Origin of the sequence: Paraburkholderia sp. J41 (assembly GCF_905220235.1) — a bacterium.
Taxonomy (GTDB): Bacteria; Pseudomonadota; Gammaproteobacteria; order Burkholderiales; family Burkholderiaceae; genus Paraburkholderia.
In genome coordinates this window covers 45151-70961 of record NZ_CAJMZE010000022.1, presented here as the reverse complement: position 1 = coordinate 70961, position 25811 = coordinate 45151, and the positions used below count along the sequence as shown (strand labels likewise).

General features: G+C 65.5%; 25 protein-coding genes. 12 read left to right on the top strand and 13 right to left on the bottom strand.

The features are described 5' to 3' along the window. Positions 1-15 precede the first annotated feature (15 nt). The 4 genes from U5805_RS21770 to U5805_RS21755 all read left to right on the top strand — a co-directional run bounded on the left by U5805_RS21770 (position 16) and on the right by U5805_RS21755 (position 5850). On the top strand, positions 16-1275 hold the full coding sequence (locus U5805_RS21770) for an MSMEG_0569 family flavin-dependent oxidoreductase (protein ID WP_322105565.1): 1260 nt from the start codon (positions 16-18) through the stop codon (positions 1273-1275). A 28-nt stretch (positions 1276-1303) separates the two neighbouring features. Further along, positions 1304-2155, top strand: coding sequence for a Pnap_2097 family protein (locus U5805_RS21765; protein WP_322105564.1), 852 nt, complete (start codon positions 1304-1306; stop codon positions 2153-2155). Next, positions 2148-4229, top strand: coding sequence for a methylmalonyl-CoA mutase (gene scpA / locus U5805_RS21760; protein ID WP_322105563.1), 2082 nt, complete (start codon positions 2148-2150; stop codon positions 4227-4229). The genes U5805_RS21765 and scpA overlap by 8 nt, the downstream gene beginning before the upstream one ends. Before the next feature lie 769 nt (positions 4230-4998). Continuing rightward, positions 4999-5850: a hypothetical protein gene (locus U5805_RS21755; protein ID WP_322105562.1), complete on the top strand. Its 852-nt coding sequence runs from the start codon at positions 4999-5001 to the stop codon at positions 5848-5850. A gap of 342 nt (positions 5851-6192) precedes the next feature. Here U5805_RS21755 and U5805_RS21750 read toward each other — a convergent pair whose 3' ends face one another. Together U5805_RS21750 and U5805_RS21745 are read right to left on the bottom strand one after the other, a co-directional pair. Then, a complete protein-coding gene (locus U5805_RS21750; protein WP_322105561.1) occupies positions 6193-7431 on the bottom strand; it encodes an MFS transporter in 1239 nt (412 codons plus the stop codon). A gap of 291 nt (positions 7432-7722) precedes the next feature. After that, positions 7723-8559: a helix-turn-helix transcriptional regulator gene (locus U5805_RS21745; RefSeq protein WP_322105560.1), complete on the bottom strand. Its 837-nt coding sequence runs from the start codon at positions 8557-8559 to the stop codon at positions 7723-7725. A 308-nt stretch (positions 8560-8867) separates the two neighbouring features. Between U5805_RS21745 and U5805_RS21740 the strand changes: the two genes are divergently transcribed. The 3 genes from U5805_RS21740 to U5805_RS21730 all read left to right on the top strand — a co-directional run bounded on the left by U5805_RS21740 (position 8868) and on the right by U5805_RS21730 (position 11155). Continuing rightward, positions 8868-9584, top strand: coding sequence for a GNAT family N-acetyltransferase (locus U5805_RS21740; RefSeq protein ID WP_322105559.1), 717 nt, complete (start codon positions 8868-8870; stop codon positions 9582-9584). Positions 9585-9668: 84 nt separating this feature from the next. Continuing rightward, positions 9669-10631 carry a GlxA family transcriptional regulator gene (locus U5805_RS21735; protein WP_322105558.1) on the top strand — a complete coding sequence of 321 codons (963 nt, stop codon included), beginning with the start codon at positions 9669-9671 and terminating at the stop codon, positions 10629-10631. An 89-nt stretch (positions 10632-10720) separates the two neighbouring features. Then, positions 10721-11155: a Fur family transcriptional regulator gene (locus tag U5805_RS21730; RefSeq protein ID WP_322105557.1), complete on the top strand. Its 435-nt coding sequence runs from the start codon at positions 10721-10723 to the stop codon at positions 11153-11155. A gap of 95 nt (positions 11156-11250) precedes the next feature. Here the strand turns inward: U5805_RS21730 and U5805_RS21725 are convergent, their stop codons facing one another. Further along, positions 11251-11790 carry a hypothetical protein gene (locus tag U5805_RS21725; protein ID WP_322105556.1) on the bottom strand — a complete coding sequence of 180 codons (540 nt, stop codon included), beginning with the start codon at positions 11788-11790 and terminating at the stop codon, positions 11251-11253. Positions 11791-11802: 12 nt separating this feature from the next. Then, positions 11803-12369 (bottom strand): flagellar transcriptional regulator FlhC, encoded by a 567-nt coding sequence (gene flhC / locus U5805_RS21720; RefSeq protein WP_322105555.1) that lies wholly within the window; start codon positions 12367-12369, stop codon positions 11803-11805. 435 nt (positions 12370-12804) lie between these two features. On the opposite strand from flhC, the gene U5805_RS21715 reads away from it, so the two are divergent. Beyond that, positions 12805-13761, top strand: a complete 957-nt coding sequence (locus tag U5805_RS21715) for a tyrosine-protein phosphatase (RefSeq protein WP_322105554.1) — start codon at positions 12805-12807, stop codon at positions 13759-13761. Positions 13762-13806: 45 nt separating this feature from the next. On the opposite strand, the gene U5805_RS21710 is transcribed toward U5805_RS21715, so the two are convergent. From U5805_RS21710 to U5805_RS21700, 3 genes are all read right to left on the bottom strand, one after another. Further along, positions 13807-15075 (bottom strand): ATP-binding protein, encoded by a 1269-nt coding sequence (locus U5805_RS21710; RefSeq protein WP_322105553.1) that lies wholly within the window; start codon positions 15073-15075, stop codon positions 13807-13809. 12 nt (positions 15076-15087) lie between these two features. After that, on the bottom strand, positions 15088-15828 hold the full coding sequence (locus U5805_RS21705; RefSeq protein WP_322105552.1) for a response regulator: 741 nt from the start codon (positions 15826-15828) through the stop codon (positions 15088-15090). A gap of 78 nt (positions 15829-15906) precedes the next feature. Next, positions 15907-16752, bottom strand: coding sequence for a hypothetical protein (locus tag U5805_RS21700; RefSeq protein ID WP_322105551.1), 846 nt, complete (start codon positions 16750-16752; stop codon positions 15907-15909). Between the two features lie 24 nt (positions 16753-16776). On the opposite strand from U5805_RS21700, the gene U5805_RS21695 reads away from it, so the two are divergent. The 3 genes from U5805_RS21695 (at position 16777) to U5805_RS21685 (ending at position 18731) form a co-directional block, all read left to right on the top strand. Continuing rightward, positions 16777-17004 (top strand): hypothetical protein, encoded by a 228-nt coding sequence (locus U5805_RS21695; RefSeq protein WP_322105550.1) that lies wholly within the window; start codon positions 16777-16779, stop codon positions 17002-17004. 358 nt (positions 17005-17362) lie between these two features. Beyond that, complete coding sequence (locus U5805_RS21690) at positions 17363-17914, top strand: hypothetical protein (protein ID WP_322105549.1); 552 nt, start codon at positions 17363-17365, stop codon at positions 17912-17914. An 82-nt stretch (positions 17915-17996) separates the two neighbouring features. Continuing rightward, positions 17997-18731, top strand: coding sequence for a response regulator (locus U5805_RS21685; RefSeq protein ID WP_322105548.1), 735 nt, complete (start codon positions 17997-17999; stop codon positions 18729-18731). A 72-nt stretch (positions 18732-18803) separates the two neighbouring features. Here the strand turns inward: U5805_RS21685 and U5805_RS21680 are convergent, their stop codons facing one another. The 4 genes from U5805_RS21680 to U5805_RS21665 form a co-directional block, all read right to left on the bottom strand. Then, positions 18804-19526 carry a flagellar basal body L-ring protein FlgH gene (locus U5805_RS21680; RefSeq protein ID WP_322105547.1) on the bottom strand — a complete coding sequence of 241 codons (723 nt, stop codon included), beginning with the start codon at positions 19524-19526 and terminating at the stop codon, positions 18804-18806. A 50-nt stretch (positions 19527-19576) separates the two neighbouring features. Next, entirely contained in the window at positions 19577-20473 is an 897-nt protein-coding gene (locus U5805_RS21675) for a hypothetical protein (protein WP_322105546.1), read from the bottom strand. A gap of 21 nt (positions 20474-20494) precedes the next feature. Then, positions 20495-20665, bottom strand: a complete 171-nt coding sequence (locus tag U5805_RS21670) for a DUF6726 family protein (RefSeq protein WP_322105591.1) — start codon at positions 20663-20665, stop codon at positions 20495-20497. 65 nt (positions 20666-20730) lie between these two features. Beyond that, on the bottom strand, positions 20731-20910 hold the full coding sequence (locus U5805_RS21665) for a hypothetical protein (RefSeq protein WP_322105545.1): 180 nt from the start codon (positions 20908-20910) through the stop codon (positions 20731-20733). Between the two features lie 504 nt (positions 20911-21414). Between U5805_RS21665 and U5805_RS21660 the strand changes: the two genes are divergently transcribed. Continuing rightward, on the top strand, positions 21415-22971 hold the full coding sequence (locus U5805_RS21660; protein ID WP_322105544.1) for a methyl-accepting chemotaxis protein: 1557 nt from the start codon (positions 21415-21417) through the stop codon (positions 22969-22971). Between the two features lie 251 nt (positions 22972-23222). Here U5805_RS21660 and U5805_RS21655 read toward each other — a convergent pair whose 3' ends face one another. Then, positions 23223-24176, bottom strand: a complete 954-nt coding sequence (locus U5805_RS21655; RefSeq protein WP_322105543.1) for a hypothetical protein — start codon at positions 24174-24176, stop codon at positions 23223-23225. Positions 24177-24430: 254 nt separating this feature from the next. Next, positions 24431-25702: an MFS transporter gene (locus U5805_RS21650; RefSeq protein WP_415914644.1), complete on the bottom strand. Its 1272-nt coding sequence runs from the start codon at positions 25700-25702 to the stop codon at positions 24431-24433. Between the last annotated feature and the right edge of the window lie 109 nt (positions 25703-25811).

Here is a 25811-nt window from a genome sequence, read left to right as displayed (position 1 = left end):
TTGAAGGAGAGTTGCATGTCCCATCACGCCGAGGAGCATTTCAGCGTCGCGATCGTCGGCGGCGGCCAGGCCGGCTTGTCGATGAGTTATTGCCTCAAGCAGTACGGCATCGACCACGTCGTGCTCGAAAAGCGCACCGTCACGCATACGTGGCGCGAGCAGCGCTGGGACGCCTTTTGTCTCGTCACGCCGAACTGGCAATGCGCGTTGCCCGATTATCCGTATCGCGGCGACGATCCGCATGGCTTCATGAAGAAAGAGGAAATCGTCGCGTGGCTCGACGGCTTCGTGCGTCACGTGGATGCGCCGGTGCGCGAGGGCGTGGCCGTTACGCGCGTGTCGCGCCGCGCGAATGGCGGCTTTCTCGTGCAGACGAGCGAGGGCGCGTTGAGCGCCGATCAGGTGGTGGTGGCGTCGGGCGGCTATCACACGCCTATCGTGCCGCGCATGGCCGAGCGCTTGCCTGCCTCGATCGTGCAGATTCAGTCGTCCGAATACCGCAACGCGGGCGCGCTGCCGGAAGGCGCCGTGCTCGTGGTGGGCTCGGGTCAATCGGGCGCGCAGATCGCGGAGGACCTGCATCTCGCGGGGCGCAAGGTCGTGCTCGCGGTGGGCGAAGCGCCGCGTTGCGCGCGCTTCTATCGCGGCCGCGACGTGGTGGACTGGCTCGCGGACATGAAGTATTACGACATGCCCGTGGAGGAGCATCCGTTGCGCGAAGGCGTGCGCGACAACACGAATCACTACGTGACGGGCCGCGACGGCGGGCGCGATATCGACCTGCGCAAGTTCGCGCGCGAGGGCATGGAACTGTATGGCGTGCTGGAGGAGTTCGACGGCCGCGCGCTGCAATTTCGCACGAATTTGCGCGCGAGTCTCGATAGCGCGGACGAAACCTATAACCGCATCAATGCGTCGATCGACAAGTTCATCGCGCAGCAAGGCATAGGCGCGCCGCCGGGCGAGCCGTATCGTCCGGTATGGGAGCCGCAGCAGGAGCGCGCGACGCTCGATCTCGCGGCAAGCGGCATCGGCAGCATTGTCTGGTGCATCGGCTTTCGGCCCGACTTTAGCTGGATCGACTTGCCGGTGTTCAACGGGCGCGGTTATCCCGGCCACGTGCGCGGCGTGACCGCGCAAAGCGGCCTCTATTTTCTCGGTCTGCCGTGGCTGCATACGTGGGGCTCCGGCCGCTTCTCGGGCGTCGCGCGCGACGCCGCGTATCTCGCCGATCGTGTCCTTTCGCTAGCGAGGCCCGATGCGCGCGCGGCGTGAGGCGGTGCGTGCGGAGGCGCGTGCGAGGGTGCGCGGAAACGCCCGCCCGGCGGCGGCGCGCACGAATTACGTGGCGGGCATGCCGGAGCTGGCGTTCGCGGGACTCTCGGAGCAGTGGTTGCTGCGTACGTGCGGGCAGTTGCACTGGAGCGCGCTCGCCGCGCAGTCGAGTCTTGCTTCGCCCGACTTTTACGACGAAGCGGGACACAAGTCGTATGCGGCATTTACGGCCCTGCGCATACACGAGGCGCGGCTCGAGGACGTGAGCGAGAACCAGCGCTTCGCCATTGAAGCCGACGTCCGGCGCATCGCGGGCGCGCGGCACTTCGGCGAATTCCGCGTATTCACCACCGAAGGCGCGATCGCGAAAGTGGACATGCTTTCCACCTTCGTGCGTCGCGAGAAGGCGGGCGACAATCATTCGGTGTCCAAAGCAATGTTCAACGGCACGGCCGTGAGCCCGACGCCGGCGGCCGCGCAAGCGCTGATCGAGCAGGCCAAACGCTTTCGCGCGGGCGACTGGGCGCGTCATGGCCGGCTCGATCGCGCGGCGCACGTGGTCGAGCATAGCGTCGATTATCTGCCGTGCCCGTCGCTCGATTTCAACGGCGCGCATTTGCTGTATTTCGCCAGCTTTCAGTCGATGGTGGAGCGCGCCGAATGGCACTGGCGCTCCGCGCCGCATTCCGCGCCGCCCTCGCTGGTCGAGCGTGAAATGGCGTTCTACGGCAACGCCAATATCGGCGACCGGCTCGTTCTTGCATTCGGCGCGCGCCATGCGGGCCACGACGGTCTTTCGCACTGGTGCTCCATCACGCGCGCGGGCGATGGCGTGCGCATTGCCGACGTGGTGACGCACAAACGGTGGTCGCATGAGTGAAGCCGATTTGCGGCCGAGAAAGCCGCTTTATACGCGCGCCGATATCGACGATATTCCCTGGCTCGACGCGCGCCCCGGCGAGTATCCGTTCCAACGCGGCATTCACGCGACGATGTACACGCAACGGCCGTGGACGATACGCCAGTACGCGGGCTACGCCGACGCGGCGGCTTCGAATCTCGCTTATCGCCGTGCGTTGGAGCAGGGCGCGAAAGGCCTTTCCATTGCGTTCGATCTACCCACGCATCGCGGCTACGATTCGGATAACGAACGAATTGCCGCCGACGTGGGCATGGCGGGCGTGGCGATTGATTCCGTGGAGGACATGAAGCGCCTGTTCGACGGCATCGCGCTCGATACCGTGTCGGTTTCGATGACGATGAGCGGCGCGGTGCTCCCCGTGCTCGCGGCATTCATCGTCGCGGCGCGCGAGGCGGGCGTGAGCGCGGACCGCTTGCGCGGCACGATCCAGAACGACATTCTCAAGGAGTTCATGGCGCGCAATACGTATATCTTCGCGCCCGAGCCTTCGCTGCGCATTGCCGCCGACGTGGTGAGCCATGTGCTCGAACAGATGCCGCATTTCAATGCGATGTCGGTGTCCGGCTATCACTTGCAGGAAGCCGGGGCGAGCGGCGTGCTCGAACTTGCGCTCACGCTCGCCAATGCACGCGAGTACGTGCGGCGGCTCGTCGAGCAAGGTGCCGACGCCGACCGCGTATGCGCGCAACTGAGCTTCTTCTTCGCGGTGGGCCGCGACTTCTTTGGCGAGATCGCCAAGCTGCGCGCGGCGCGCGTCTTGTGGGCGGAACTCGCGCGTTCGCTCGGTGCGCATTCCGCGCGCGCGATGCAGTTGCGCATGCATTGCCAGACGGCGGGCTCGACGCTGAGCGCCGAGCGGCCTCACAACAACGTGGTGCGCACGACCGTGGAAGCGTTGGCGGCCGTGTTCGGCGGCACGCAGTCGCTGCATACCAACGCATGGGACGAGGCGCTTTCGTTGCCGGGCGTTTCGGCGGCGGAACTGGCGCGCGACACGCAACGGATCTTGCAGCACGAAGCCGGCCTTTGCGATGTCGTCGATCCGCTGGGCGGCGCGTGGTTCGTGGAGTCGCTCACGGCGCAAACCGTCGATGACGTGAACGCCGCGCTCGCGGAAATCCATGCGCGCGGCGGCGTGATTGCCGCGATCGAATCCGGCTGGGTGCAGGACCGTCTGCATCGCGGCGCGGCGCGCGTGCAGGCTCGCATCGACACGGGCGAACACGTGGTGATCGGCGTGAATCGTTATCGGGGTGCGCCGCAAACCGCGCCGGAGCGCCTCGCCGTGGACGGCCGCATGGTGCGCGCGCAGCAGGCGGAACGCTTGCGGCAACTGAGGACGGCACGCGATAGCCGGCGTGTGCAAGCCGCACTCGACGCACTGACGCAAGTGGCCGCAACGGGCGAGGGCAACCTGCTCGCGGCGACGATCGAGGCGATGGCCGCGCGGGCCACGGTCGGTGAATGCACCGCCGCACTCGAACGTGTGTGGCCGCGCTGGCAGGCGCCGTTGACTGCCGACTCGCGCGCATATGCCGATGCACGCGCGAACGACGCCGCATGGGCGCGCACCCAGGCCGACGTCGCGCGCTGGCGCGCGGCGCACGCACGCAAGCCGCGCATGGCGCTCGTGAAGCTCGGCCAGGACGGCCACGACCGTGGCGCGCGCACGATCGCGGCGGCGCTCGGCGACGCCGGTTTCGACGTGGCGCTCGGCCCGCTGTTCGCGGCGCCGCATGAGGCCGCGGCATGGGCGTGCGCGCAGGCGCCCGATATCGTCGGTATTTCCTCGCTGGCGGGCGCGCACGCGCAACTGGTGCCGCAATGCTTGCGCGCCGTGCGCGAGGCCGGCGTGGACGCGCCCGTGGTGCTGGGCGGCATCGTGCCCGAAGCGCATCGTCATGCGCTGCGCGCGGCGGGCGTGGCCGCGATCTTCGGCGCGGACACGCCGCTCGAATCCATCGTGCGCGATCTGCTGGCCGTTCTTGCGCTGCCGGCATCCACGAAAAGCCGTATCGACTGTAATCCGTGATGTGACCAACCGGTTGGCGCGGAGACGATTTCACTCACGCGCGCGCCGAACGCCTTCGTGCGCGGCTCACGCGTGTCGTATCGCATGGTGTCGTGTCTCTTTCGGCGGCAACTCGGCCGATAAAGTCGCGAAGGTTTTCATCCTGCACGCGACAACCCGTAAACTCACTTCCACTGCGATGTGCGAGTCAGTCAGTAGACGAACCGTATCTCGACAATGGCTTGCGTAAGACGAGCGTACCGGCTTCGTCGCGCAAGCGTCAAACAAGCGCCTTTATCGACGAAAGCCCGTGCTGCCGGGCGAAGCGCGAGAGTAGTAAGTCAATGTAAAAGGAGTGGATTTGAGGGTCGGTTAGGAATAAAAAATGCGTTCAGGAATCAATCCGCCAACAAGTGAGATTGTGGCGGAATTGGCCGATTGATCTTCGCGAAAAACTAGCCCATATTCGGAGTGATATCATTCACGTCCGCCGCCTTTCCACTCACATACGACAACGCTGCGCCTTGTTTGACTGGCAGCAGTGAGTTCGACGCAACCACGCTCTCGCACTCCTATGCTGAACGAAACCGGACACGCTGGCTCTGGGCCGTGGCAATGTGGCCACTGTGGCACCAGAATGAAAGCACCGCTGATCTTTTGCCCCCATTGCGGCGCAAATCAAATGAGCGCGCAAACGAGCGCTCCCGCGAGTGCGCCCGCAAGCCTGCACGCCGATACCGCGCGAACCGAACCCGCATGGCACGAACCGCCGCGCGGCGCGCATTATCGAATGGACGCGCCTGCAAGAGGGATCGAACCTCAATTTCGCGGTGCGCCTCGCAGCACGCCTTATGGCGACGACTACTCGCCGCAGCCGGAACCGGGCTACGGGCGTCGTGCCGCTTTTTACCGGAATTCGCGCGAGGCGTTTTACGTATGCGCGGCGCTCGCGATCATCGCGGGTGTGGTCGGCTCTTTCTGGGCGATGAATCGCGACAATGGATCGCAAACCGACAATACGCGCGTGACGATGGGCGCGGTGGCCGATCCCCCGGCGCCGGCGCAAACGGTCAAACAACCCGCTGAGCCGGTCGAATCGGTGGCCGTTGCGGCTGCGCCGGTCAAACCCGTCGTGGTCGCGCCGGTAGCGGGTGCAACCGGTGCAGGCGTTGCGGCATCGGCGCAGGAAACGCCGGCGCGGCCGCGCGCGGTCACGGCGCAGATCGCGCCGCCGGTGGCTGCCACGGACGATACGCGCACCGGCAAATCGACGATGTATCCACGCGCCGATCTCGCGCGCAATCTCGCCATCGCGCATGCGGGGCTCGACAAGGACAACCTCGCGCTCGCGCATTCGGCGATTGCGCGCGTGCTGTCCGAGCAACCGCGCAATAGCGACGCGCAGGCCATGCGCGAGGACCTTGCCTCGCGCGAGGCGGATCGCGATTCGCTGCTCGGTTTCGCGCGTCTTTGCGCGAGTCAGCAAAACTGGAATTGCGCGTGGCAAAACGCGGGACATGCGTTGACGATCGACTCGTCCAGTCATGAAGCGCGCGACCTGCTTTCGCAGGCCATTGCCGAGCGCGGCGCAGCGCCCACGCCGCCGCAACCGGACGTGCCCGCCGTGCCGCAAGCGCATTGACGTCATGCGGATGTGACGAACACCGCGCGCCGCGGCTAACGGGCTTCGGGGCTTCGGGGCTTCCGGTCTATTGGGTCTATTGGGTCTATTGGGTGTATTGAACGGCGATCAACTCGTCGTCGTATGCAGCGTGCCCGCCTGGGCGAGCACGTAATTCGATAACGAACGCGGGGAGCGTGTCGATCAGGCGGCTGCGCGGCCGCTTTGTGAAGCGCATCGTCGCGTGCCGATGGCGGGCCTTGATCGCGCGGCCTGAACCGCCGAATGCGGCGCGGGCATCGTGCGAGACGCATGGCCGCCGAAGCCGGCCACGCATCGCGGACAGAAACCGCTCACGTCGGCTCAGTCGACCGACGGGCTGCACTCGCAATCGAGTTCGGCGATTCGCGCGGGGCGCTCCATTGCCGCGAGCCGTTGCAGTGTCACGAGGCCAAGCAGCGCGAGTCCGATGCCGAGCACGAAATCCGCGTGTATGCCCGCGCGGTCGACGATCGTGCCGCCCACGGAAGAACCCACGGCAATCGCCACCTGAATCACGCTCACGAACAGCGCCGATCCCGCTTCGGGCAGATCGTCGGTGCTGCGCTGAATCCACACGGAGAAGCACAGCGGCAACGCGCCGAATGCGACGCCCCACGTCAGCATGGCGGCGACTTCGGCCGCGCGCACGTGGTCGAGCACGATCATCGCCGAGATCGCGCAGAGCAGCAGCGCCGTCATGGCCGCAACCGAAGTCTTGAGGCGTTTCGATACCACCATCGACATCAGCGCGTTCGAGAAGAAGCCGATCACGCCGAAGCCGAGCAGCATCAGCGTGATCGCGCCCATCGAAAAATCTTCCTGAAGCAGCGGCGCGATGAACGTGTAGGTCGAGAAGTGCGCGCCGAACACGAGCGCGACCATCAGCATGCTCAGGCGCATGTGCGGGCGGCGCAGCAGCGCGACGAAATCGGCGATGCGCAACGCCGTGGCCGAGGGCAGCGAGGGCACGAGCAGCGCCTGCGCCGCGAGCGCGAGCGCGACGAGCCCGCCCGTGACGATGAACGACATGCGCCACGATGCAAAGCCGGCGATGAAGGTGCCGAGCGGCACGCCGATCACGGTGGCGAGCGTCACGCCGGTGAGAATCACGGCGGTGGCGCGCGGCGCGTCGCTGGTATGCACGAGACGGCCGGCGGCGGCCGTGGCGAGCGTCCAGAAGCCGCCGAGCGCGGCGCCCAGCATGGCGCGGCCGAGCAGCATGACGGGCAGGTTGGTGGACCATGCGGAGACGAAGTTCGAGACGAGCAGCATGGCCGTGAGCAGCAGGAACACCACGCGGCGGTCCATGCGCCCCGCGAAGATCATGAGGCCCGGCGCGAAGATCGCGGCCATCACGCCCGGCGTGGTGACCATGAGCCCGGCGGTGCCCGTCGTCACGCCGAGATCGTGCGCGATTTCCGTGAGGAGGCCGACGGGCAGAAACTCGGACGTCACGAACGCGAACGCGCTGATCGCCACGGCGAACACGGAGAGCCATTGGCGCAACGTGGTTTCGCCCGGCGGCGCGGACGCGGAAACGGAGGGGCGGTCGTTCATCATGAGATAACTGTTTTATGTCGAGCGACTAATAAAAGCGATTGTTCGGAAAATACGCGCTAAAAATCCCGGGAAATCGCCGAATTAATCGAATAGGCGAGAAAGGCGTTTAACTTAGCACTGCGGACGACATTGCGCTCGCGCCGCACGAGTAACGGTGCTGGCGGAAGGGTTATGAAGGCGGTGTGACGCGAGCGGATTGAAATCGCGAACGCGAATTATCGCATTTTTACGCGAAAAAATTAAATCAAACTTTTTGCACCGCGATTTGCGGGCTTTTATGGCCGAAAAGCGCTAGTGCCCCATCATCGGCGTTTGCGTTTGCGTTCTCGTTTGCGCATTGGCGTGGGCCGCTTCCACGCCGGTTTTGCCGTGAAATCCGCCAGGCGGCATGCCGAGTTCGCGCCGGAACATGTCGCTGAAACTGCTGGGCCGATAACCGAGCGAATGCGCCACCGCGCTCACCGATTGCCCTTCGGCGAGCTTCGACACCGCAATCGCGAGCTGCACCTGGCGGCGCCATTCGGCGAAACCCATGCCGAGCGTTTGCGAAAACAGGCGCGCGAGCGTGCGCACGCTCGCGCCGACCGTGGCCGCATGCTGCTCGAAATTGACCGCCGCCGTGGGGTTTTCGATCACGGAGCGGCACAGCATGTCGAGGCGGCGGTCGCTCTGGCCGGGCAGCGGAATACGCAGCGAATAGCGCGCCGCATGGCCGAGTTCGAGCGCGACGAACCGGTACGCGGCGTCGAGATAATCGTCGCTTTTCGTGGCGCCCGTTTCGGCCAGCGTGGTGATGAGTTCGCGCAGCAGGCCGTTGACTTCGAATACGTCGGGCTCGCGGCTCAAATGCGGCACGTCGGCTTCGCGCAGGTACAGGTTGCGCATTGCCACGGCGCTCATCATGCGGATCGAGTGCGTGGTGCCGGGCGGCAGCCACACGGCGCGCTGCGGCGGCACGACCAGCGCCTGCTGGCCGACTTCGACCCACATCACGCCCGAGACCGCGTAGAGCACTTGCGCCCAGTCGTGGCGGTGCGGGTCGATGCGCATGCCGCGCGGGTAGGTTCTCGCCACCGACTTGCCGTGGCCGGCGTTGCCGGAGAGATCGGGAGGCGCGGCCTTCGGCATGGTGTTACCGCGCGATGCCGGCGAGCGCGTTCGTCGGCGGATTGGCGTTTCGCGTGGTCATCTTTTCTCCCGTTGCGGTGGCCGGAACCGGCAATCCGGTATTGTAGGATGCTTTGATTTCGCCGGGATTTTCGCAGGCGGCCAGTGTGTCGCGCCCGCTCTGTCGTCCCCTCTTGCCGCGTATTGTTCACGCAGGGTTCAAGCAGGATGCCATTGTCGCGAACGATGCCAATAATGTCGTTTACGACTCTGGCCACGCGAATGCCCGCGAACTACACTGCGTAACCTATTCAACGCAGGAGCGAACGATGGCTGAAGTGACCGCGCACGAACCGGTCGAAGGCGTTCATCCGCTGGACGATGTGACCTGGAACGCGCTAACCGGCCCGCACCGCGCGTTCGCGGAAGGCGGCGGCCGCGTGCTGCGCTATCCAGGCGCCGTGGCGCCGTTTGCCTCGATGACGGATACGCTGCCTTCGTCGTTCGATGCTTTGCACGCGCTGGTGCAGCGTCACGGCGTGGCGGCCCTCACAACGCTCGAACCGGTCGCGCCGCCCGAAACGTTGACCGTCGTGCGGCAGGCGAAGCTCGTGCAAATGGTCTGGCAAGGCAAGGCGATGGAAGGCGCCGCAACCGGTTATGTGCGGCTCGACGCAAGCGACGTGCAGGACATGATCGCGCTCACGACGCTCGCGCAGCCCGGCCCGTTCGGCACGCGCACCGTCGAATTGGGCGATTACTTCGGTATCCGAAACGAGGGAAGGCTGGTCGCCATGGCGGGCGAGCGCATGAAGCTCGACCGCTTCACCGAAATCAGCGCGGTTTGCGTCGATCCTGCTTATCGCGGGCAAGGGCTGGCCGCCGGCCTGATGAAGCGGCTGATCGAAACCATCGGCCGGCGCGGCGAAACGCCGTTCCTCCACGTATTGACGACGAATCACGGCGCCATCGCGCTTTATCGGATGCTTGGGTTTGTCGAGCGCCGCGAAATGCATCTCACGGTGCTGGACGCCGCCGCGCGTTGAGCGCGCGGGTCTGCGGACGCGAGTCTGGACGCGGCACGAGCCGCGCACTATAGTCGTAAACGATCTTTTGTCATCATTTACGACATGCGAATCGTTATCCTCGCTTTCGACGGCGTGTTCGACACCGGCATGACCGTGCTGCTCGACACGTTCGCGACAGCCAACGAACTGGCCGTCGCGAACGGTTTCGCCAAACCGCCTTTCGACGTGAAGCTCGTGGGCGCGCGCAAACGTATCCGCACGGCCCTCGGCCTCAGCACGCTGGTCGAACCGCTCGCCGCCGTGCGCAAGCCCGATTGGGCGATCGTGCCGGCCATCAATGCGAAGCAGCCGGACAAACTCGCGGCGGCGCTGCAACGGCGCGACGTGCGCGAGGCGCTCGCGCATCTTCGGCCGTGGCATGCGAAAGGCGTCAACGTGGGGGCCGCCTGCATCGGCACGTTCCTGCTGGCCGAGGCGGGGTTGCTCGACGGGCGCGAGGCCACCACGACCTGGTCGCTCGCGCCGTTCTTTCGCGAGCGTTATCCCGCCGTACGGCTCGACGATTCGCGCATGGTGGTGGCTTGCGAACGCGTGGTGACGGCGGGCGCGCTGATGGGCCATCTCGATCTCGCGCTCTGGCTCGTGCGCCGGATGACGCCCGATCTCGCAACCCTCGTCGCGCGTTTCATGCTGATCGACAAGCGGGATTCGCAGGCGCGCTACATCATTCCCGACCATCTCGCGCACGCCGATCCGATGATCGCCGGCTTCGAGCGTTGGGCGCGCGCCAATCTTTCGGCGGGCTTTTCGCTGCACGATGCCGCGCGCGCCCTGGCGGTTCACACGCGCACCTTGCAGCGCCGCACCGAAGCCGTGCTCGGCAAGTCGCCGCTCGCGTTCTTTCAGGACTTGCGCATCGAACACGCGCAGCACCTGGTGTCGTGCGGTTATGACCTGGAGACGATCGCGGTCGAAGTGGGTTATGACAACGCCGCGACACTGCGCAATTTACTGCGCCGTAAGCTTGGGCGCGGCGTGCGCGAACTACGGGCGGAAATGCGCTAACGCGGGCCGGATGGGAGTGCGGCAGAGCTTAAGCATAACTTCAGGTTTCATCGGCAACACTAAATAATTGCGGACGAACGTCCGATGTCATGCGAGCGATCTATACCGAACTCAAGCGCGTCCAGATGCGCCCGACCTCGAGCCGCGTCGTCGTGCTCAAGCTCTTTCACGAGTTTCCCGGCGAACACATGACCGCCGACCAGGTGTTCAGGAAGGTGCCGCAGGGTGTCGAGCAATGCAGTCTCGCCAGCGTCTACCGCGCACTGGGCGGCCTCGTGGGGGCCGGGCTGCTCACTTCGACTTCGATCGGCGAGCAACGCGTGGTCTACGAACTGGATCACGGGCCGCACTCGCATCTGGTTTGCGAAACCTGTGGCGCCATTCACGACATGCGCGACGCCGAAATGGACGCGCGCAATGCGGTGATTGCCGCGGCGCACGGCTTCAGCTATTCGAGTTCGAGCCTCGTGGTGTTCGGGCAATGCGACGCATGCGCGTCGAAGCGCGAGGTCGCGACGAATTGACGGCCATGCCGTGTGCATGCCGATACTCGCGGTGCGCTCGAAGTGCGGCGCGGCACGAAGCGCTTCGCGCGCCGTCTGTTTTGCTTAAAAGCGCTTCAAACAAAGAGCGAAACGATGCCGCCGAGCGTCAGGCCCGCGGCGATCCATCGTCCCGTCGAATACGCCTGGTTCGGGTCGGCGGGCTGATCGGGGCGGTCCAGGCCGAGCGTGCCGTATACGAGCGATTTGACGGGCTGGGCGTTGGCCTGGTCGGCGGCTTCGGAGGATGTGCCGCCGTACGCATCACCTTGTTCCGCGATGTCGCCGATGTCGCCGTCATCGACGTCATCGACGTCATCGGCGTCATCGACGTCGTCGGCATCGTCGTCGGCGGTCGCCGCATAGCCTTGCGGCGAGATTCGCACCGCATCGTCCTGCGATGGAAAACGCGCAGCAACGCTGCTGGAATCGTCGGCCGAATCCATGCTGTCCGTCGCGGCAGGATCGGCTGTCGCGTCCTTGTCGAAGAGACGCGTCAACGCGTTGTCGTAGCCGGATTGGTGACTGCCCCCGATTTGCATGATCCCTTCCTTTCCACTTTGATTAACGCACCGCGCGATTGCCGCCGCGGATACGCGAGTTGGGGCGAACGGCAAGCGCGCGCGAGGTCAGGCGCCGCCGGGCGCCGGTAACAGCGCGGTGGCGCGTTGCGACGCGAGCGGGTTGCGCGTGGCGCCCGCGCGCGAGGGCGGCGCGCATAGCGAGCAGGTAAAAGGCTTGTAAGCGTCGTTGATCTGCCGAACGAAGCGGCCGCGGCAAACCTGGCACCGCGAAAGCGTCAACAGGCCGCCATCGAAAAAGCGCAACAAGGTCCAGGCGCGCGTGAAACTGAGCACGCGCTCGGAGTTCGAATGCTCGCAGTGTTCGATATAAAGACGATAGGCGCGCGTGAGTGCGTCGAGGCGGCTGCATTTCGCCGTGTCTTTGAGAAAAAGAAAGATGTTATAGAACAGCGAGGCGTGAATATTGGGGAGCCATGTGAAATACCAGTCCGCCGAAAAAGGCAACATGCCTTTGGGTGGCGAGTTACTTTTTAGCTCGCGATAAACGCGAATCAAACGATTGCGCGAAAGCATCAATTCCTTTTCGAGCACGGGCATGCGCGCGCCAAGCTGGATCAACTCGATCGCGCGGAGCACTTCGCGCGCCTCATCCGTCACACTGCCTTTGTACATGCGCGGGACTCCCACTGGCTTTCACCGTTTCCGGGCCGATTATAAAAGCGCGGCAATGCGCGTCAAGAATAATATTCAGGAAGAATTGGTGAGAATTGAAAATGAATTTCTTGACACGCGTATATCGTGTATGCGGATAATCAATTAAACGGAAAATAGCAGCAATGCTCCTCGCAAGGTAAGGATTGGAAAGGAGTAAAGCGAATTGCCTGTGTGCTTGCGGCGTGAATCGTCTTTATGACGCTTTACGATATGCGGTTCAAGGCGCCACGGCCGCCGGCGTCGGCATGGCGCATAGGGCGCATGGGGTACATAGGGACGCATCGCATCCCGAAACAATACGAACTATTACAGCGTTTTGCACCGTAACCTTTTGGCGTGCATCTGCCTGTAAACTTCGACCTTTCCGAACGCAAGCAACGCGCGACGTAATTGATGAACCTGCTTTTCTCCGCCTACTCAACTTCGCTCGCGCAGGCGCGCAAGCGTTTGCCTGTGCCGCGTCCAGTACACGGAGCCGCTCGCGCCGCCGGCGGTTGCGAACGGCACGGCCACGCCGGGCTCGCGAGCCTGCCGCGCCGCCGGCTGCTCAAGGGCACGATGAGCGTGCTCGCGCTGGGCGGCTGCGCGAGCCCGTTGTTGAGCGCATGCGGCGGCGATTACACCGGAGACGGTGGCGCGCAGGACGCGCCCACGCCCGTCGTTCATTCCGTGGCGAATTTCCGCGACGTCGGCGGCGCCGCGCCCGGCTATTCCACCAGCGACGGCGGCCATGTGCGCCGCGGCGTGGTCTATCGCTCGGACGTGCTCACGCCCAACGCCGCGGACGCGGCCACGCTCGAAAGCCTCGGCATCGCCTGCGTGTATGATCTGCGCACGCCCATGGAAAACAGCAACACGCCGCGCGCGGCGCTTGGCAGTGCGAACAGTCTTGCGCTCAACGTGCTCGGCACGCTGGCGCCGCCGTCGTTCGCCAACATGCAGGCCGTCGAGCTGGACGCGGCCATGCAGGCGCATTGGCGCAGCTTCGTCATCGGCCGCGCGCAATGCAACGCCTATGGGGCGTTGCTCGAGCACATCGCGGAGGAGTCGGGGCCGGGACTGATTTGCGGAGGCGCCGGGGTGGACGTGGTGGGCTGGGCGAGCGCGTTGTTGCTGTTGATCGCGAACGTGCCGCTCGAAATCGTCGTCGCCGACTTTCTGCTGACCAATGCGTGGCGCTCGACGGGCGTGGATGCGCTCAACGTCGCGCCGCCCGTGCAGGCCAGTTATCTGCAAAGCGCGTTCGACGCCTTGCAGAACGGTTTCGGCGATCTCAACCGCTATCTGACGACGGGGCTCGGGCTTTCTTCGGCCACGGTCGATACCTTGCGCGCGCGGCTGCTCGTTTAGGCGGCGTGCATAACGTCACGCCGACTCATTCGAACTGACTCCGGCTCACTCGACAGGCAGTGAGATCGTGATGCGCAATCCGCCTTCGGGGTGATTCGACAACTCGCAGCGGCCGCCCTGGTTGCGCACGAGCCGCGTGACGATCGCGAGACCCAGCCCGCAATGGCCTTCGCCGCCGCGCGCTTCGTCCAGGCGCACGAAGGGTTTGATCGCGGCGGCCACGCGTTCGGCCGGAATGCCCGGACCGTGATCGCGCACTTCGATCACCCAATGGGCGCTGTCGCGGCGCGTGGCGATTTCCACGGGCGGCACGCCATGTTCGAGCGCGTTGTCGACGAGATTCGACACGAGCCGGTCAAGCAAGGTGCGCGGCATGCGAAATTCCGGTCCCGCTTGCAAATCGAGCTTGAATAGCGAGTGCGCGTCGTCTTCGTCGGCGGATTCGGAAAAGAATTGCTCGCTCAGCAAGGTATCGACCACGACTTCGGGGCTCGCTTCCGGGCGCTGCCGCGCGAACTCCAGAAACTGCTGCACGATGTCGTTGAGCGAATCCACTTCGCGCGTGAACTGCTCGCGCTCGCGGTCGGAAGCCAGCATGCTCGCGCGCAGTTTCAGGCGCGTGAGCGGCGACTTGAGATCGTGCGCGACGCCCGCGAGCATGACGCCCTGATCGTCGTCGGCGTCGTTGAGCTGTTTCATCATGCCGTTGAATGCGCCGATCAATTCGCGCAATTCGCGTGGCCCATGCACCTTGACCGGCGCGGGGCGATTCCCCGTTCCGAAGGCGCGCGCGGCCTGCGAAACGAGGGAAAGCGGGCGTTGCAACTGCCACATCGCGAGCAAGGCGAGCAGCAGCGAAATGACGAGCAGCGAACCGAATTGCGGCAGCAGGTTGGGCACGGGCGGCAGATCGACGGGCGCGACGATCCACGTCGGACGGCCTGGAAAACGCACCCAGAGCGCTTCCTGGTGACGCATGTCGGCGAGAATTTCGGTGCCGGGCGGCAAGTCGCGCAGCAGTTGCTTGCGCAGGTCGGCAAGGGGTTCGCGCTGCGGCACTTCGAGCCGCACGTCGGCGGGCATGTTCCAGGTGGGCACGAGATGCACGCGCAAGGCGGGCGCGAGTTCCAGTTCGTTGGGCGCGGCATTCGTGGCCGTGTGCAGCATGAGCAGCAGGCCGCGCTCGAACCCTTCGAGTTCGTGGCGGCGCGGCTGCGGCGCGAACACCACGAACCAGCACGCCTGGATCGCGAACAGCACGAGCGCGGAAATGAGCGCCATCCTCCCGAACAGCGTATTCAACGGATTATTCATGCGTGCGGGCGTTCAGGCGGCGGGCGGCGCAGCGTGTCCGTCCATGCGCCGGTCGCCGAGCGGCACGAACACATAGCCCTTGCCGCGCACGGTTTGCACGAAGCGCGGTTGCGAGGGGTCGTCTTCGATCACGCGACGCAAGCGCCAGATCGGCACGTCGAGGCTGCGTTCGTGATATTCGAGCCCGTCCGCGTAGAGCAGGTCGTGGATCAGCACGCGCGAGAGCACGCGATACGGGTGGCACGTCAACACCTTGAGCAGCACGAATTCGCTGTCGCGCAGCGGGACGCGCGTGCCGTCGCGCAGCAGCGCGCGCGAGGCGAAGTCGAGTTCGAACGGGCCGAAGCGGCAGCTTTCCCGCGCTTCGGGCGCGGCGGCCGGCGCGGCGCCGCGCCGGCGCAACACCGTTTGAATGCGCAGCAACAGCTCTTGCACGTCGAAGGGCTTGGCCACGTAGTCGTCCGCGCCCAGCGCGAGGCCCGCGATGCGATCGGGCACCTCGGCGCGCGCGGAGGCGAAAATCACGGGGATGTCGTCGCCTTTCGCGCGCAACGAGGCGAGCGCGCGCAGCCCGTCGGTGCCCGGCATCATGACGTCGAGCACGATTACCGAAGGCCGCTCGCGCTCGAGCCGCTCGCATAAATGCGTGCCGTCGTGCAACACGGAGACTTCGAAACCGTGGGTCCGCAAAAAGCGGGAGAGAAGATCGCGCACGACCGGATCGTCGTCGACGATGAGAACGTGTGGACTCATCGCTATATTTTATTTGATAACGACCTGTTGCAGAAACGCGCGAATCTTACGATTTCTTGCCTGCGTTTACGCGTGGTTCTATTTTAATGCGACAGCGGCGTCGGGCTTGGCGGCGCTGGGCGCGGCGCTTTCCGCTGCGTGGTCAGCCGCTTTTTCCGCCACGGCTTTCGCCGTTTCGGCTTGATCCGGCGCTTTTTCCTGGGCGCGATTCGCCGCTTTCGCTTCCGCTTTCGCTTCCGCTTTCGCTTCCGTTTCCGCTGCCGTCTCCGCTTCCGTTTGGCGGTGCGCGCGCGGGGCATCGGTGGATTCAGCGGCGGGTGCGTCGGCGGGTGCGTCGGTAGGTGCGTCGGTAGTTGCGTCGATGGGCGCGATGCCCGCCGCCTTCGCGAATGCGCCGCCCGACGCGGCCATTTTCGCTTCCATCGCCGAAGGGGCGACGTCGCCGGGCGGAAGGTGATGCCGGTGCGCTTCGGCAAGCCGCTGCGCGCGCGCGTCGGCGGCCAGTCCGCTCGGCATCTTCTTCAGATGCAGCGTATCGCTCCCGGCCGGCGCGGCTTTCGCGCCCGCGTTCGTCGCATCCGTGGCGTCGTTCGCGGTGTTTCGGCCGTTCGGCTTCGTTTCGATGTGCTTCATTTCGAGCACGGCGTCCTGCGCCGAGGGCGCGAGATGCTGGTCGACGACGCTGTCCTTCACGCGTTGCGCGGCGGCCCGTTTGCCGTGCTGGACATCGCCCTGAAGTTCGGCGATGCGGCGGTTGTACCAGTCCGTCACGCACGCCTTGTCCTTGCAGTTGTGCTGACGCCATTGCCATTGACTCACGCGGTCGGCTTCGAGCGCGGTGGCGTCGTTCGAGGCATCGACGGCATTGCGGTAAAGCGCGGCCAGTTGGTCGTCGAGCGAGGAAAGCGCGGGGTCGCCGCACACGAGTCGTTCCGAGGCGGACGCGTTATGCAGGCAGCGGAAACTCGCGGCGTGAGCGAGCGGCGAGCCGGCAAGCGACGCGAAGAGGGCGATCGCCGCGGCATTCAAGCCGCGATTGAAAAGGGGGGCGCGACGGTTTTTCGTTTCTCGATTCATGGCGGGCATGATGGGTTGAATGGCGAAGAAGGCGGGACACGGCGGGCGGCTCGCCCGGTGTCGTCACGGCGCAAGGCGCGGCAGTGCAAACCGCAGTGAAACGATATGCGCGCGAGCCGCGACGCAAAGCCCGGCTCAAAAGCCGGAATGCAGCAGTGCTTACGAAGCCTTACGCCATGGCTCGGCACCGTAACAGACGCCATTCATCGCGCACGAAACTCACTCGCGTTACTTACCTGGAGAGAGATTTGCGAAGAAGTGGGAAGCGTCGCGCGAGTTTGGCCGATGTTGCGGCCATCGTGCCCAACGCTTTGCCGCGAAGATACATGCCGAGCCCTGCCAATCGCGCGCTGTTGTTTTCGCGTTGCCGTTTTCGCTATTGCGCAGCCCAGACACGTCACCGCTATCCGCATTCATGTCACTCGAACTGGTCTCTCGCATGCCCTTCGCGCGCGCAGTGAAAATTGGCGCCGCGCTCGCGCTGGCATTGGGTCTCAACGGCTGCGCGTGGACGCTCATCACGGCCGCCGACGCGACCGGCTCGGTGATTCAGGCGGGCTATGCGGTGGCCGCGAATTACTCGTCGCCGAAATTCATTACGGGCCGCCCCGTGAATATCGCGTCGATCTGTATCGAGAACAACCCGATGGTCACGGCCGCCGACTTCGTGCCTTCGCTGCAACTCGTGCTCGCGCAGCGCGGCGTGCAGTCCGATGTCTATAGTCCCGGCACCGAGCCAGTGAGTTGCGACGCGCGCATTGTCTACAACGCCTCGATCGAATACGGCCGTCCCACGTTCAGCGACGACAGTCGGGCCTATCTTTCGACGATCAATCTCACGATTCTTCTGCACAACCATATTGCCGTTTCGGCGCGTTACGAGGTTCACGGACTCGGCACCGACCGCTATTCGAGCGCTGCCGTCAAGCTGAAAGGTCTCGTGGAGGGCATGGTGGTCGATCAAATGGAGTTGGGCAGCACGCTTGCTGCGGCTTCGAGCGGCCAGTAATGCTTTCGCGCGGGGCCGCGCGGAAAGGAATGGTAAGGCCGCCCGCCTATGCCGGTTTGTTGGCGTCACTTACGATTCGGGCATGGCCAATACCCTCTTTCTTGTCGACGACGACCCGGTCGTGCGCGACGTTACCGCCGAGTATTTGCAGATGCGCGGCTTCATCGTGACGAAACTCGCTTCCGCGCGCGCGTTGCAGGAGCGCTTGCGCACCGAGCGGCCGCAGGTGGTGGTGCTGGACGTCATGATGCCGGAACTCGACGGGCTGAGCGCGCTGCGCATCCTGCGCGACAGCGGCGACGATCTGCCCGTCATTCTGCTGACCGCGCGCAACGAGGTGGTCGACAGAGTCATGGGTCTTGAATTCGGCGCCGACGATTATCTGGGCAAGCCTTTCGACCCGGGCGAACTCGCCGCGCGCATTCGCTCGATTCTGCGCCGCCACAGCATCGCCACGCTCACGGGCGCGCCGGAAAACCGTGCTTCGTTTCGCTTCGGGCCGTTCGAGCTGCATTTTCACTCGCGCGAACTCTTTCGCGACGCGGAGCGCATTCCCTTGCGTTCGAGTGAGTTCGCGTTTCTGAAAGTGTTCGTCAATCATGCGATGACGACGCTTTCGCGCGAGCGCATCATCGAGATCGTGTACGGGGAAACCGGGCGTTACAGTAATCGCAGCCTGGACGTTGCGATCTGGCGTTTGCGGCGGCTGATCGAAACCGATCCCTCCGAGCCGCGCTATCTGCAAACGGTTTGGGGCCACGGCTACGTGTTCGTGCCCGATGGCGAAATGGGTTACGCCGACCAGTTCGGCGAATGACGGCATGCGCCGTTCGAATTCGTCCGCCGGTTTCGGCGCGAAGTCCGGAGAGGCTTCGCCGCGCGAATCCGTTTAGAACGTCAGCACGCTCAGGAACATGCGCTGAAGCCAGCCCACGGTGGTGGCGTCGTTGAGCAGGCCGTGACCCACCTGCTCGATGCGCGCGTTCGCGATCTTGCCTGAATCCACGTAATTGTCGGCTTCCACGTCGTTGGGGTTGACGATGCCGGAAAGGCGCAAGCGCTGATGCTCGCCGCTCATCGCAATTAGCTTCTCGCCCGAGACCACGAGATTGCCCGTGGGCGTCTTGCTGATTACCGTGACCGCCAGCGTGCCCGTCATGTCGCTTGAGAGCGCATGGCTGCCGGTGCCGTTGAACGAGGTGGACGCCGAGCCGATATTGAAGAGTCGCGCGAGCCGCGCCGCCGCGCCCGTCGACTGGTCGGCGGCCGTGGCCGTGATCGAGCTGTCGCGCCTGGCCGTGGCGGTGGCGCTGTCGTTGCCGCTATAGGCTTCGGAAAGCCGGATCGTGAGCACGTCGCCGATGCGCTGCGCGCGCGGCGTTTCATAGAGCGCGATGGCCGTGCCCATCTGATAGATCGAGCCGCTGGTGTTGACGTTGAGCGGCGGTTCGGCGAGCGGCGGCGTCATGGGCGTATTGACGATCGAATCGGGCGTGGAGCAGCCCGGCAGCGCCGCGGCAATCGACGCGCAGAGCAGGGCGCCAGGCACGAGCCGCACGCGCGCCGTTCGAGCCGCGCGAAAAAGTAAGGATTCCGATCTAATCAATGACATGGCAAGCTCGTGGTGGAATTCGAAGGATGCGTCGGGTGCGGGGTTGCTGGTCAGCCTTCGTCGAACTGACTGATCTTCAGCGCCTTGTCGACACCTTTGCCTTGCAGGCCGTCGGGCTTGAGCAGATAAGTGAGCGTGGCGCGGCCGCTGGCGGGCAGGAGGCAAATCGTGATCGTGCTGGCGCCGTTGTCCCAGACGAGCAGCGGCAGCGAAGGCGCGCCGAGCACGCGCGGCGCGCCGTAACGCGAGGCGAGCAGATCGCGCAGATCGAACGCCGTCATGCCGTCCACCACGAACGACATTTCGTAGAGGCGCAGCGGTTCGCCCGCTGCCGCATGCGCGAAGCGCAAGATGTGATCGGCGGCCGGCGCGCCGTCCACGACGGCATGCGAAGACACCCAGCCGCGTGCGGAGCGGTGCGCCCAGCGGCACGCGACCGTGAGGCTGGCGTCGCTCTTGATCGTCATGCCCAGATCGCCGCCGGCAATGTCGGTTTCGCAAAGCAGTTCGCTCTCGTGCGGCGTGGCGCGCACCATGTGGGTGGCGCGCAGCGCGGCCAGCGTGATGCCGAGCGGAATGCCGCGAAACGCGAACGGCGTATCGTCGGGCACGGCCGTTCGCGTTCGCACCATGGCCGCAGCGGCTCCGGGCGCGGCGTGCCGCTTGGCGGCGCGGCGAGCGGGCGCGTAACCGAGCGCGTGACGGGGCGCGTAGGCGGGCGCGTAACCGGGCACGTAGGCGGCCGGCGGCTTGAGCGGGGCATTGGCTTTCGCATCGGCGGGTGCCTGGGCGGGGGCGGCGCTCGCGAGGGTGGCCGTCATGCGCACCGGGCCGGCGGCCTGCGCTTCGAGCGGCGCATCGGATTGCGTCTGCGCTTGCGCGCGCGCATGCCACGCGGCACAGCACGCGGCGCACACGGCCAAAGCGATCAATGGAGACCGTCTCATCGCGGAACCTCAATCAGTCGATCAGTCGATGGCGGCCGCGCACGCGTCGAACGGCACGGACGCGGCATGGCCGACCACCGGCACGATCTTCAGCGTGGCCGAAGCGACCCGGCAGGGAAACGCCCCCACCGCGCAACCGTCGAGCGGCAGGACAAGGCAAGCCAGCGCCACGGCCCGCGTGGCGCGCGCCATCCACGAGGGCAAGCGCGAGCGTGAGCGTTGGCGCGCGGGCAACGCCTCTCGCCAAAGCAAAGCCATCATGCGGTGGTGTTGATGTTGTGACCGAGCGGGCCGACCGGCGTGGCCGGATGCACGGTTTCGGGCTGGGCCGGCGTGCCGGTCGCGGTGCCGGCCGGGGTCGGGTTGGCGTTGCGGGGGTTGGTCGGCGGATTCAGCGGTGTGAACTTCGTGCTGCTGGAGCCGATAGGGCTGGTCATGAATGGCCTCCTTGGCGGATTGCGCCGGATTTAACCGGTTTTGAAACGGTTTTGAAACGGCTTTAAAGCGGCTTTTGAAGCGGCTTTTGAAGCGGCTTTTGAAGCGGCTTGAAAGGAAAAAGGAGGGCGCGCCGCGAGAGAGAGAAAGAAGCGCGCCCCGCGTCGCCTCGAAGCGGGGCTACCGATGCAACGCGGGGTCATCTTCGCCGCCAGGCGGTTTTGACGAAGGAGAAATCAGCGGGCGCTTTGACTCGCGGCTTACGAGTCCTTGCACTGGCGCACGCGCGTGGAAGGCGTGTTACGGCGCGTTTCGGAAACCGGGCGAGTGGGGCGCGCGATCATGCGCCGAATCGTGTGCCGAATCGGGCAATGAATCGCGCCGTGAATCGAGCCGTGAATCGCGCAATGAGTCGCGCAATGAGTCGCGCAAAAAATTCCGCAGTGAAGTTCCGGCGATTTCCTGCCGATAACACGGGAAACCTCTCTTTTTCCGCTCAGGCCCGCATGAAGCTCACCATCAAGTTCCGTCTCCTTGCCACGCTGGCGCTGCTCGGGCTGCTGCTGACCGTGACCGGCGTGCTCGGCATCGCCGGCATGCATGCATCCAACGGCGCGGTGGCGCAGGCTTACGGCAGCGACGTGGCCGCCGCCACGGCGCTCGGCAAGTCGAACCTCAACCTCACGGTGGTGCGCACCACGCTCGACCGCGTGCTGCTGCATCCGGAAGCGCCCGGCACGGCCTCGCTCATCGACAAGGCGCTCAGCTATCTCGCCGTCTCCGACGCGGCGTGGAAGGATTACCGCGCGCTGCCTGCTTCGGACGCCGAAGCCGCGCTTTCGAAAGACGTGGCCGACGCGCGCGCCGCGATGCTGCACGGCGCGCTCGAACCGATGATCGACGCCATGCGGCACGGCGACCACGACCGCGCCGACCATATCGCGATGGTGGACATGCCGCCGCTCGCTTCCGCGCTCACGCAAAAGAGCGCCGCGCTCGACAAGTTCCGCAACGACCAGGGCGCGGCGCGCAACGAGGCGGCGCAGGACCGCTACCGCACGCTTTTCGCGTTCACGGCCGCGGCGATCGTCGCGGGCTGGCTCGCCTGCATCACGAGCGGCTTTTCGCTGCTGCGCGCGATCTCGCGGCCGATCGACATGACGGTGCAGCACGTGGAGCGCATCGCGCAAGGCGACATGTCCCGGCAATTGCGCATCGACAGCCGCGACGAAATGGGCCGCCTCGTGCGAAGCGTCGGGCAGATGCAGGATGGCGTGGCTTCGATGATCGAGCAGATCGCGCGCGGCAGCGAGTCGATTTCCGCCGCCACGCAGCAGATTTCCGCGGGCAACGCCGATTTGTCGGCGCGCACCGAGGCGCAGGCGGCTTCCGTCGAGGAAACGGCGGCGAGCATGGAGCAACTGACCAGCGCGGTCACGCAAAACGCCGAGAACGCCCGCGAGGCGCGCGCGCTTGCCGAATCGACCAACGCGACGGCGGGCGCGGGCGCGGAAGTCGTGAGCCAGGTGATCGTCGCGATGAAGGACATCCACGACGGCGCGAAACGCATGAACGAGATCATCGGCGTGATCGAGGGCATCGCGTTCCAGACCAACATCCTCGCGCTGAACGCGGCTGTCGAGGCCGCGCGGGCGGGCGAGGAAGGCCGCGGCTTTGCCGTGGTGGCGGGAGAAGTGCGCACGCTGGCGCAGCGTTCGGCGAGCGCGGCGAAGGAGATCAAGGCGCTGATCGACGCATCCGCTTCGCGCGTGGACGACGGCTCGCGCCTTGTCGAGCAGGCGGGCCAGACCATCGGCGAAGTGCGCGCGGCGGTGAGCCGCGTGTCGACCATCATGAGCGAGATCGCGCGCGCCTCGGCCGAGCAGAGCGACGGCATCGAGGAAGTCAACCGCGCCGTTTCGCAGATGGATGAAATGTCGCAGCAGAACGCGGCGCTCGTGGAGCAAGCCGCCGCGGCCGCGGCGTCGCTCAAGGATCAAACCGATAGGCTGAAGGCCGCCGCGGGACGCTTCCGTCTTGCGGGCGACGCGGCACTGGCCTGAGCGCGTTATATCGCCTGGGCGCCGGTTCGGCGCCCGGCGCGGCGAAGTGAAAGGCTCAGGCTGCGCTTCTTGTCGCGCTTCCTGCTGCGCTTGTTGCTGCGCTTCTCGCCGAGCTTCTTGCCGCGCTTCTCGCTGTGCTTCTCGCTGTGCTTCTCGCCGCGTTTTTTTTTCGCGTTGTGTGCCGCGTTTCCGGCCGCGCTCGAAGGTGACTTGGCGCGACTTCGCGCGACTTCGGGCGATTTCAGGCGACTTCAGGCGATTTCGTGTACGCCGAGCGTGGCGCCGGGTGGAAAGAACGGCACGGCCAGCGTTCCCGAACCGTTCCCGTACTGCGCGCCCTTGTACTGCGTAAAGACGTCGCCCGCCGCGCCCACGCCGTAAGCGTTGCCGCGCGCCGTTTTGTCGTAGACGGCGCCGTAGCGCGAGGCCTGGGCGTCGCTCATGAAGCCGAGAAAACCGTTCGCGGTGCCGGTATTGCGGCTCAGGTCGATCTTCTTGCCGCTCAGGTCGTAGATGTTCTTGTCCTCGGTCGGCGCGGTGGGCGTGCTCGCCACGCCCATCCGATGAAACAGGTCCAGGAAGCTCACGAGGCCGTCCGCCTGTTTGCTGGCGGCCTGCGTTTGCGTGCTCGTGAGCGGCGTGCCGTCGGCGTCGGCCCATGCGCTGTAGCCCGTCACGAGATCGTCGTGAAAATGCTGGACCGCCTGAACCAGCGTGCCGTTGCCGTTGAGCAGATTCTGAATCCATTGGCGGTCGCTGTTGCTGAGCGTGCTGGATGTGACCTGGATCGCGCCGTCGTCGGACTGGAAATCGAACTGCGCATTCGCGAGTTCCGGCCGTTGCGCGGCGAGCTGCTGCATGACCGGCACGAGCGCCGTGGCCACGGCTTCGGCGTTCTGGCCACTGCGCGCGTTCGCGTCGAGCGCGGTCTGGTATTTCGCGAGCGCGGCGGCGGCGGCGTCGCTGCCCGGCGCCACGTTTTGCAAGGCGGCCGGCGTCAAGCCGTTGGCACCCAGCGCGGCTTCCACGCCAAGCCATTTTTCCTGAAACGCCTGCATCGCGGCGGTATCGACCGCCTCGATGCCGGTGACGCCGGAAACCGCGCCGGTCTCGCTTTGCGTGGAAGCCTGCGAAAGCGCGGTGGCGCTCAGGCTTTGAACGTCGCTCAGGGCGACGGCGTTCGTCGAGTTGATTCTTATCTCCATCGTATTCCCCGCCGTGTCGATTTTTGTATAACGGCGTTGAATGGAACGGCTTGAATATTTTATTCGCGATGGATTAACGCACGGCAAAGCAGGGGATTTAAATCGGCATGAATCGGCATCCCGGGCGATATGGCGAATTCGATCCGCGATATTTAAAGGCGGTCGAAATATCAATTAAAGCCATTCACGCACAATATGACCCGCGCGCGCGCAACACACGCCCATCGCACGCCCAACACGCCCAACATGCCGATTCAAACCGCCGCCCGCCCATGCACCCATTGCGCGAGCGCGCCGCACGCGATCAGCAATGCGCCGGTCACGAAAAACACCGCGTGCAGCCCGAAATGCACGCCGATCGCGCCGCCGATCAGCGGCCCGACAACCTGCCCCGAAAATTGCGCCGATTGCAGCCAGCCGAGCATGCGGCCCGTGTTGCGTTCGGCCACGGCCTGGCGCGCGAGTTTGCCGATCGAGGGCAGCAGGCCCGCGAGCGTCATGCCCATTACCACGCGCAGCGCCGCGAGCTGCCACCACGCGCTCACGAACGCCTGGGGAATCATCGCGAGCCCGGTGAGCACGAGGCACGCGACGATCACGCGCCAACTGCCGAAGCGGTCCGCGAGCCCGCCCAGCCGCGCCGCCGTCAACATGCTGCCCAGCGCCGAACACGCCATGACCACGCCCGCCGTGCGCGCGAGATGCGCGGCGCGCACGCCGAGCGAGCCGATATAGACGGTGATGATCGGCTCGATCGACATGTTGGCGAGCAGCACCATCATCGCGGTCACGAGCAGCGCGGCCACCACGGCCGGGTCGGTGCGATGCGCGGGCGCGGCGCTCGCGCCGGGCGTGCGTTTGTCGCGGCGCGCGTCGAGCGCCGGATGGAAGTCTTCCTTCACGACGAAGACGGTGAGCAGCGCCGCCGCCGAGATCATCGCGCCGCCCGCGAAGAAGGTGCCGCGAATGCCGATCCAGTCGGGCAGCGCGCCGCCCACGAGCGGGCCGATGAGATTGCCGGCGAGCGCGCCCGTCGAAAGCACGCCCAGCGCCCAGCCCGCGCGTTCGCGCGGCGCCTGCGTGCCCACCATCACCGTGGACGCCGACGCATAGCCGCCCACGAGCCCCGCGATCAGCCGCAGCGCGACGAGTTCGTAGACGTTGTGCGCGAGGCCGATCAGCGACATCACCACCGCCATGCCGATGGCGGCGCGCACGAGCATCGGCTTGCGGCCGAAGCGGTCGGCGAGCCGGCCCCACAGCGGCGCCGTGAACGCCGTGCCGAGAAAGGTCGCGCCGAACGCCACGCCCGACCACTGGATCACCGCCGACTGCTCGCTCACGCCGAGCTGCCGCACGTAGAGCGGCAGGAACGGCAGCAGCATGCTCAAGCTCACGAGCGTCGTGAACGAACCGAACACGCAAACGACCAGATTGCGCCGCCAGTACCGCACGTTGCGGTCGGCGTAACTGTGCGCGGGCTGCGCGGCGCCCGCCATCGCGGGCTTCGAAAGCATGTGCTGCATGACACCTCCTCGGACAGGAGGCAGTCTACGTTGATCCGCGCAGCGAGAGAATCGACGTGCGGCGTAAGTCATTCTTCCGCGAGGCGAGCGAATTTCTTATCGACGAATG

Bases quoted from the DNA above. Each gene is read 5' to 3' on its own strand.
- U5805_RS21710 (WP_322105553.1), bottom strand. From the start codon at position 15,075: ATGAATAATCCGTTGAATACGCTGTTCGGGAGGATGGCGCTCATTTCC.
- U5805_RS21745 (WP_322105560.1), bottom strand. From the start codon at position 8,559: ATGCCGAAGGCCGCGCCTCCCGATCTCTCCGGCAACGCCGGCCACGGC.
- flhC (WP_322105555.1), bottom strand. From the start codon at position 12,369: ATGTACAAAGGCAGTGTGACGGATGAGGCGCGCGAAGTGCTCCGCGCG.
- U5805_RS21695 (WP_322105550.1), top strand. From the start codon at position 16,777: ATGCAGGCAGCGGAAACTCGCGGCGTGAGCGAGCGGCGAGCCGGCAAG.
- U5805_RS21740 (WP_322105559.1), top strand. From the start codon at position 8,868: ATGGCTGAAGTGACCGCGCACGAACCGGTCGAAGGCGTTCATCCGCTG.
- scpA (WP_322105563.1), top strand. From the start codon at position 2,148: ATGAGTGAAGCCGATTTGCGGCCGAGAAAGCCGCTTTATACGCGCGCC.
- U5805_RS21715 (WP_322105554.1), top strand. From the start codon at position 12,805: ATGAACCTGCTTTTCTCCGCCTACTCAACTTCGCTCGCGCAGGCGCGC.
- U5805_RS21770 (WP_322105565.1), top strand. From the start codon at position 16: ATGTCCCATCACGCCGAGGAGCATTTCAGCGTCGCGATCGTCGGCGGC.
- U5805_RS21665 (WP_322105545.1), bottom strand. From the start codon at position 20,910: ATGACCAGCCCTATCGGCTCCAGCAGCACGAAGTTCACACCGCTGAAT.
- U5805_RS21735 (WP_322105558.1), top strand. From the start codon at position 9,669: ATGCGAATCGTTATCCTCGCTTTCGACGGCGTGTTCGACACCGGCATG.
- U5805_RS21650 (WP_415914644.1), bottom strand. From the start codon at position 25,702: ATGCAGCACATGCTTTCGAAGCCCGCGATGGCGGGCGCCGCGCAGCCC.
- U5805_RS21705 (WP_322105552.1), bottom strand. From the start codon at position 15,828: ATGAGTCCACACGTTCTCATCGTCGACGACGATCCGGTCGTGCGCGAT.
- U5805_RS21750 (WP_322105561.1), bottom strand. From the start codon at position 7,431: ATGATGAACGACCGCCCCTCCGTTTCCGCGTCCGCGCCGCCGGGCGAA.
- U5805_RS21680 (WP_322105547.1), bottom strand. From the start codon at position 19,526: ATGTCATTGATTAGATCGGAATCCTTACTTTTTCGCGCGGCTCGAACG.
- U5805_RS21755 (WP_322105562.1), top strand. From the start codon at position 4,999: ATGGACGCGCCTGCAAGAGGGATCGAACCTCAATTTCGCGGTGCGCCT.
- U5805_RS21675 (WP_322105546.1), bottom strand. From the start codon at position 20,473: ATGAGACGGTCTCCATTGATCGCTTTGGCCGTGTGCGCCGCGTGCTGT.
- U5805_RS21655 (WP_322105543.1), bottom strand. From the start codon at position 24,176: ATGGAGATAAGAATCAACTCGACGAACGCCGTCGCCCTGAGCGACGTT.
- U5805_RS21730 (WP_322105557.1), top strand. From the start codon at position 10,721: ATGCGAGCGATCTATACCGAACTCAAGCGCGTCCAGATGCGCCCGACC.
- U5805_RS21685 (WP_322105548.1), top strand. From the start codon at position 17,997: ATGGCCAATACCCTCTTTCTTGTCGACGACGACCCGGTCGTGCGCGAC.
- U5805_RS21660 (WP_322105544.1), top strand. From the start codon at position 21,415: ATGAAGCTCACCATCAAGTTCCGTCTCCTTGCCACGCTGGCGCTGCTC.
- U5805_RS21670 (WP_322105591.1), bottom strand. From the start codon at position 20,665: ATGGCGCGCGCCACGCGGGCCGTGGCGCTGGCTTGCCTTGTCCTGCCG.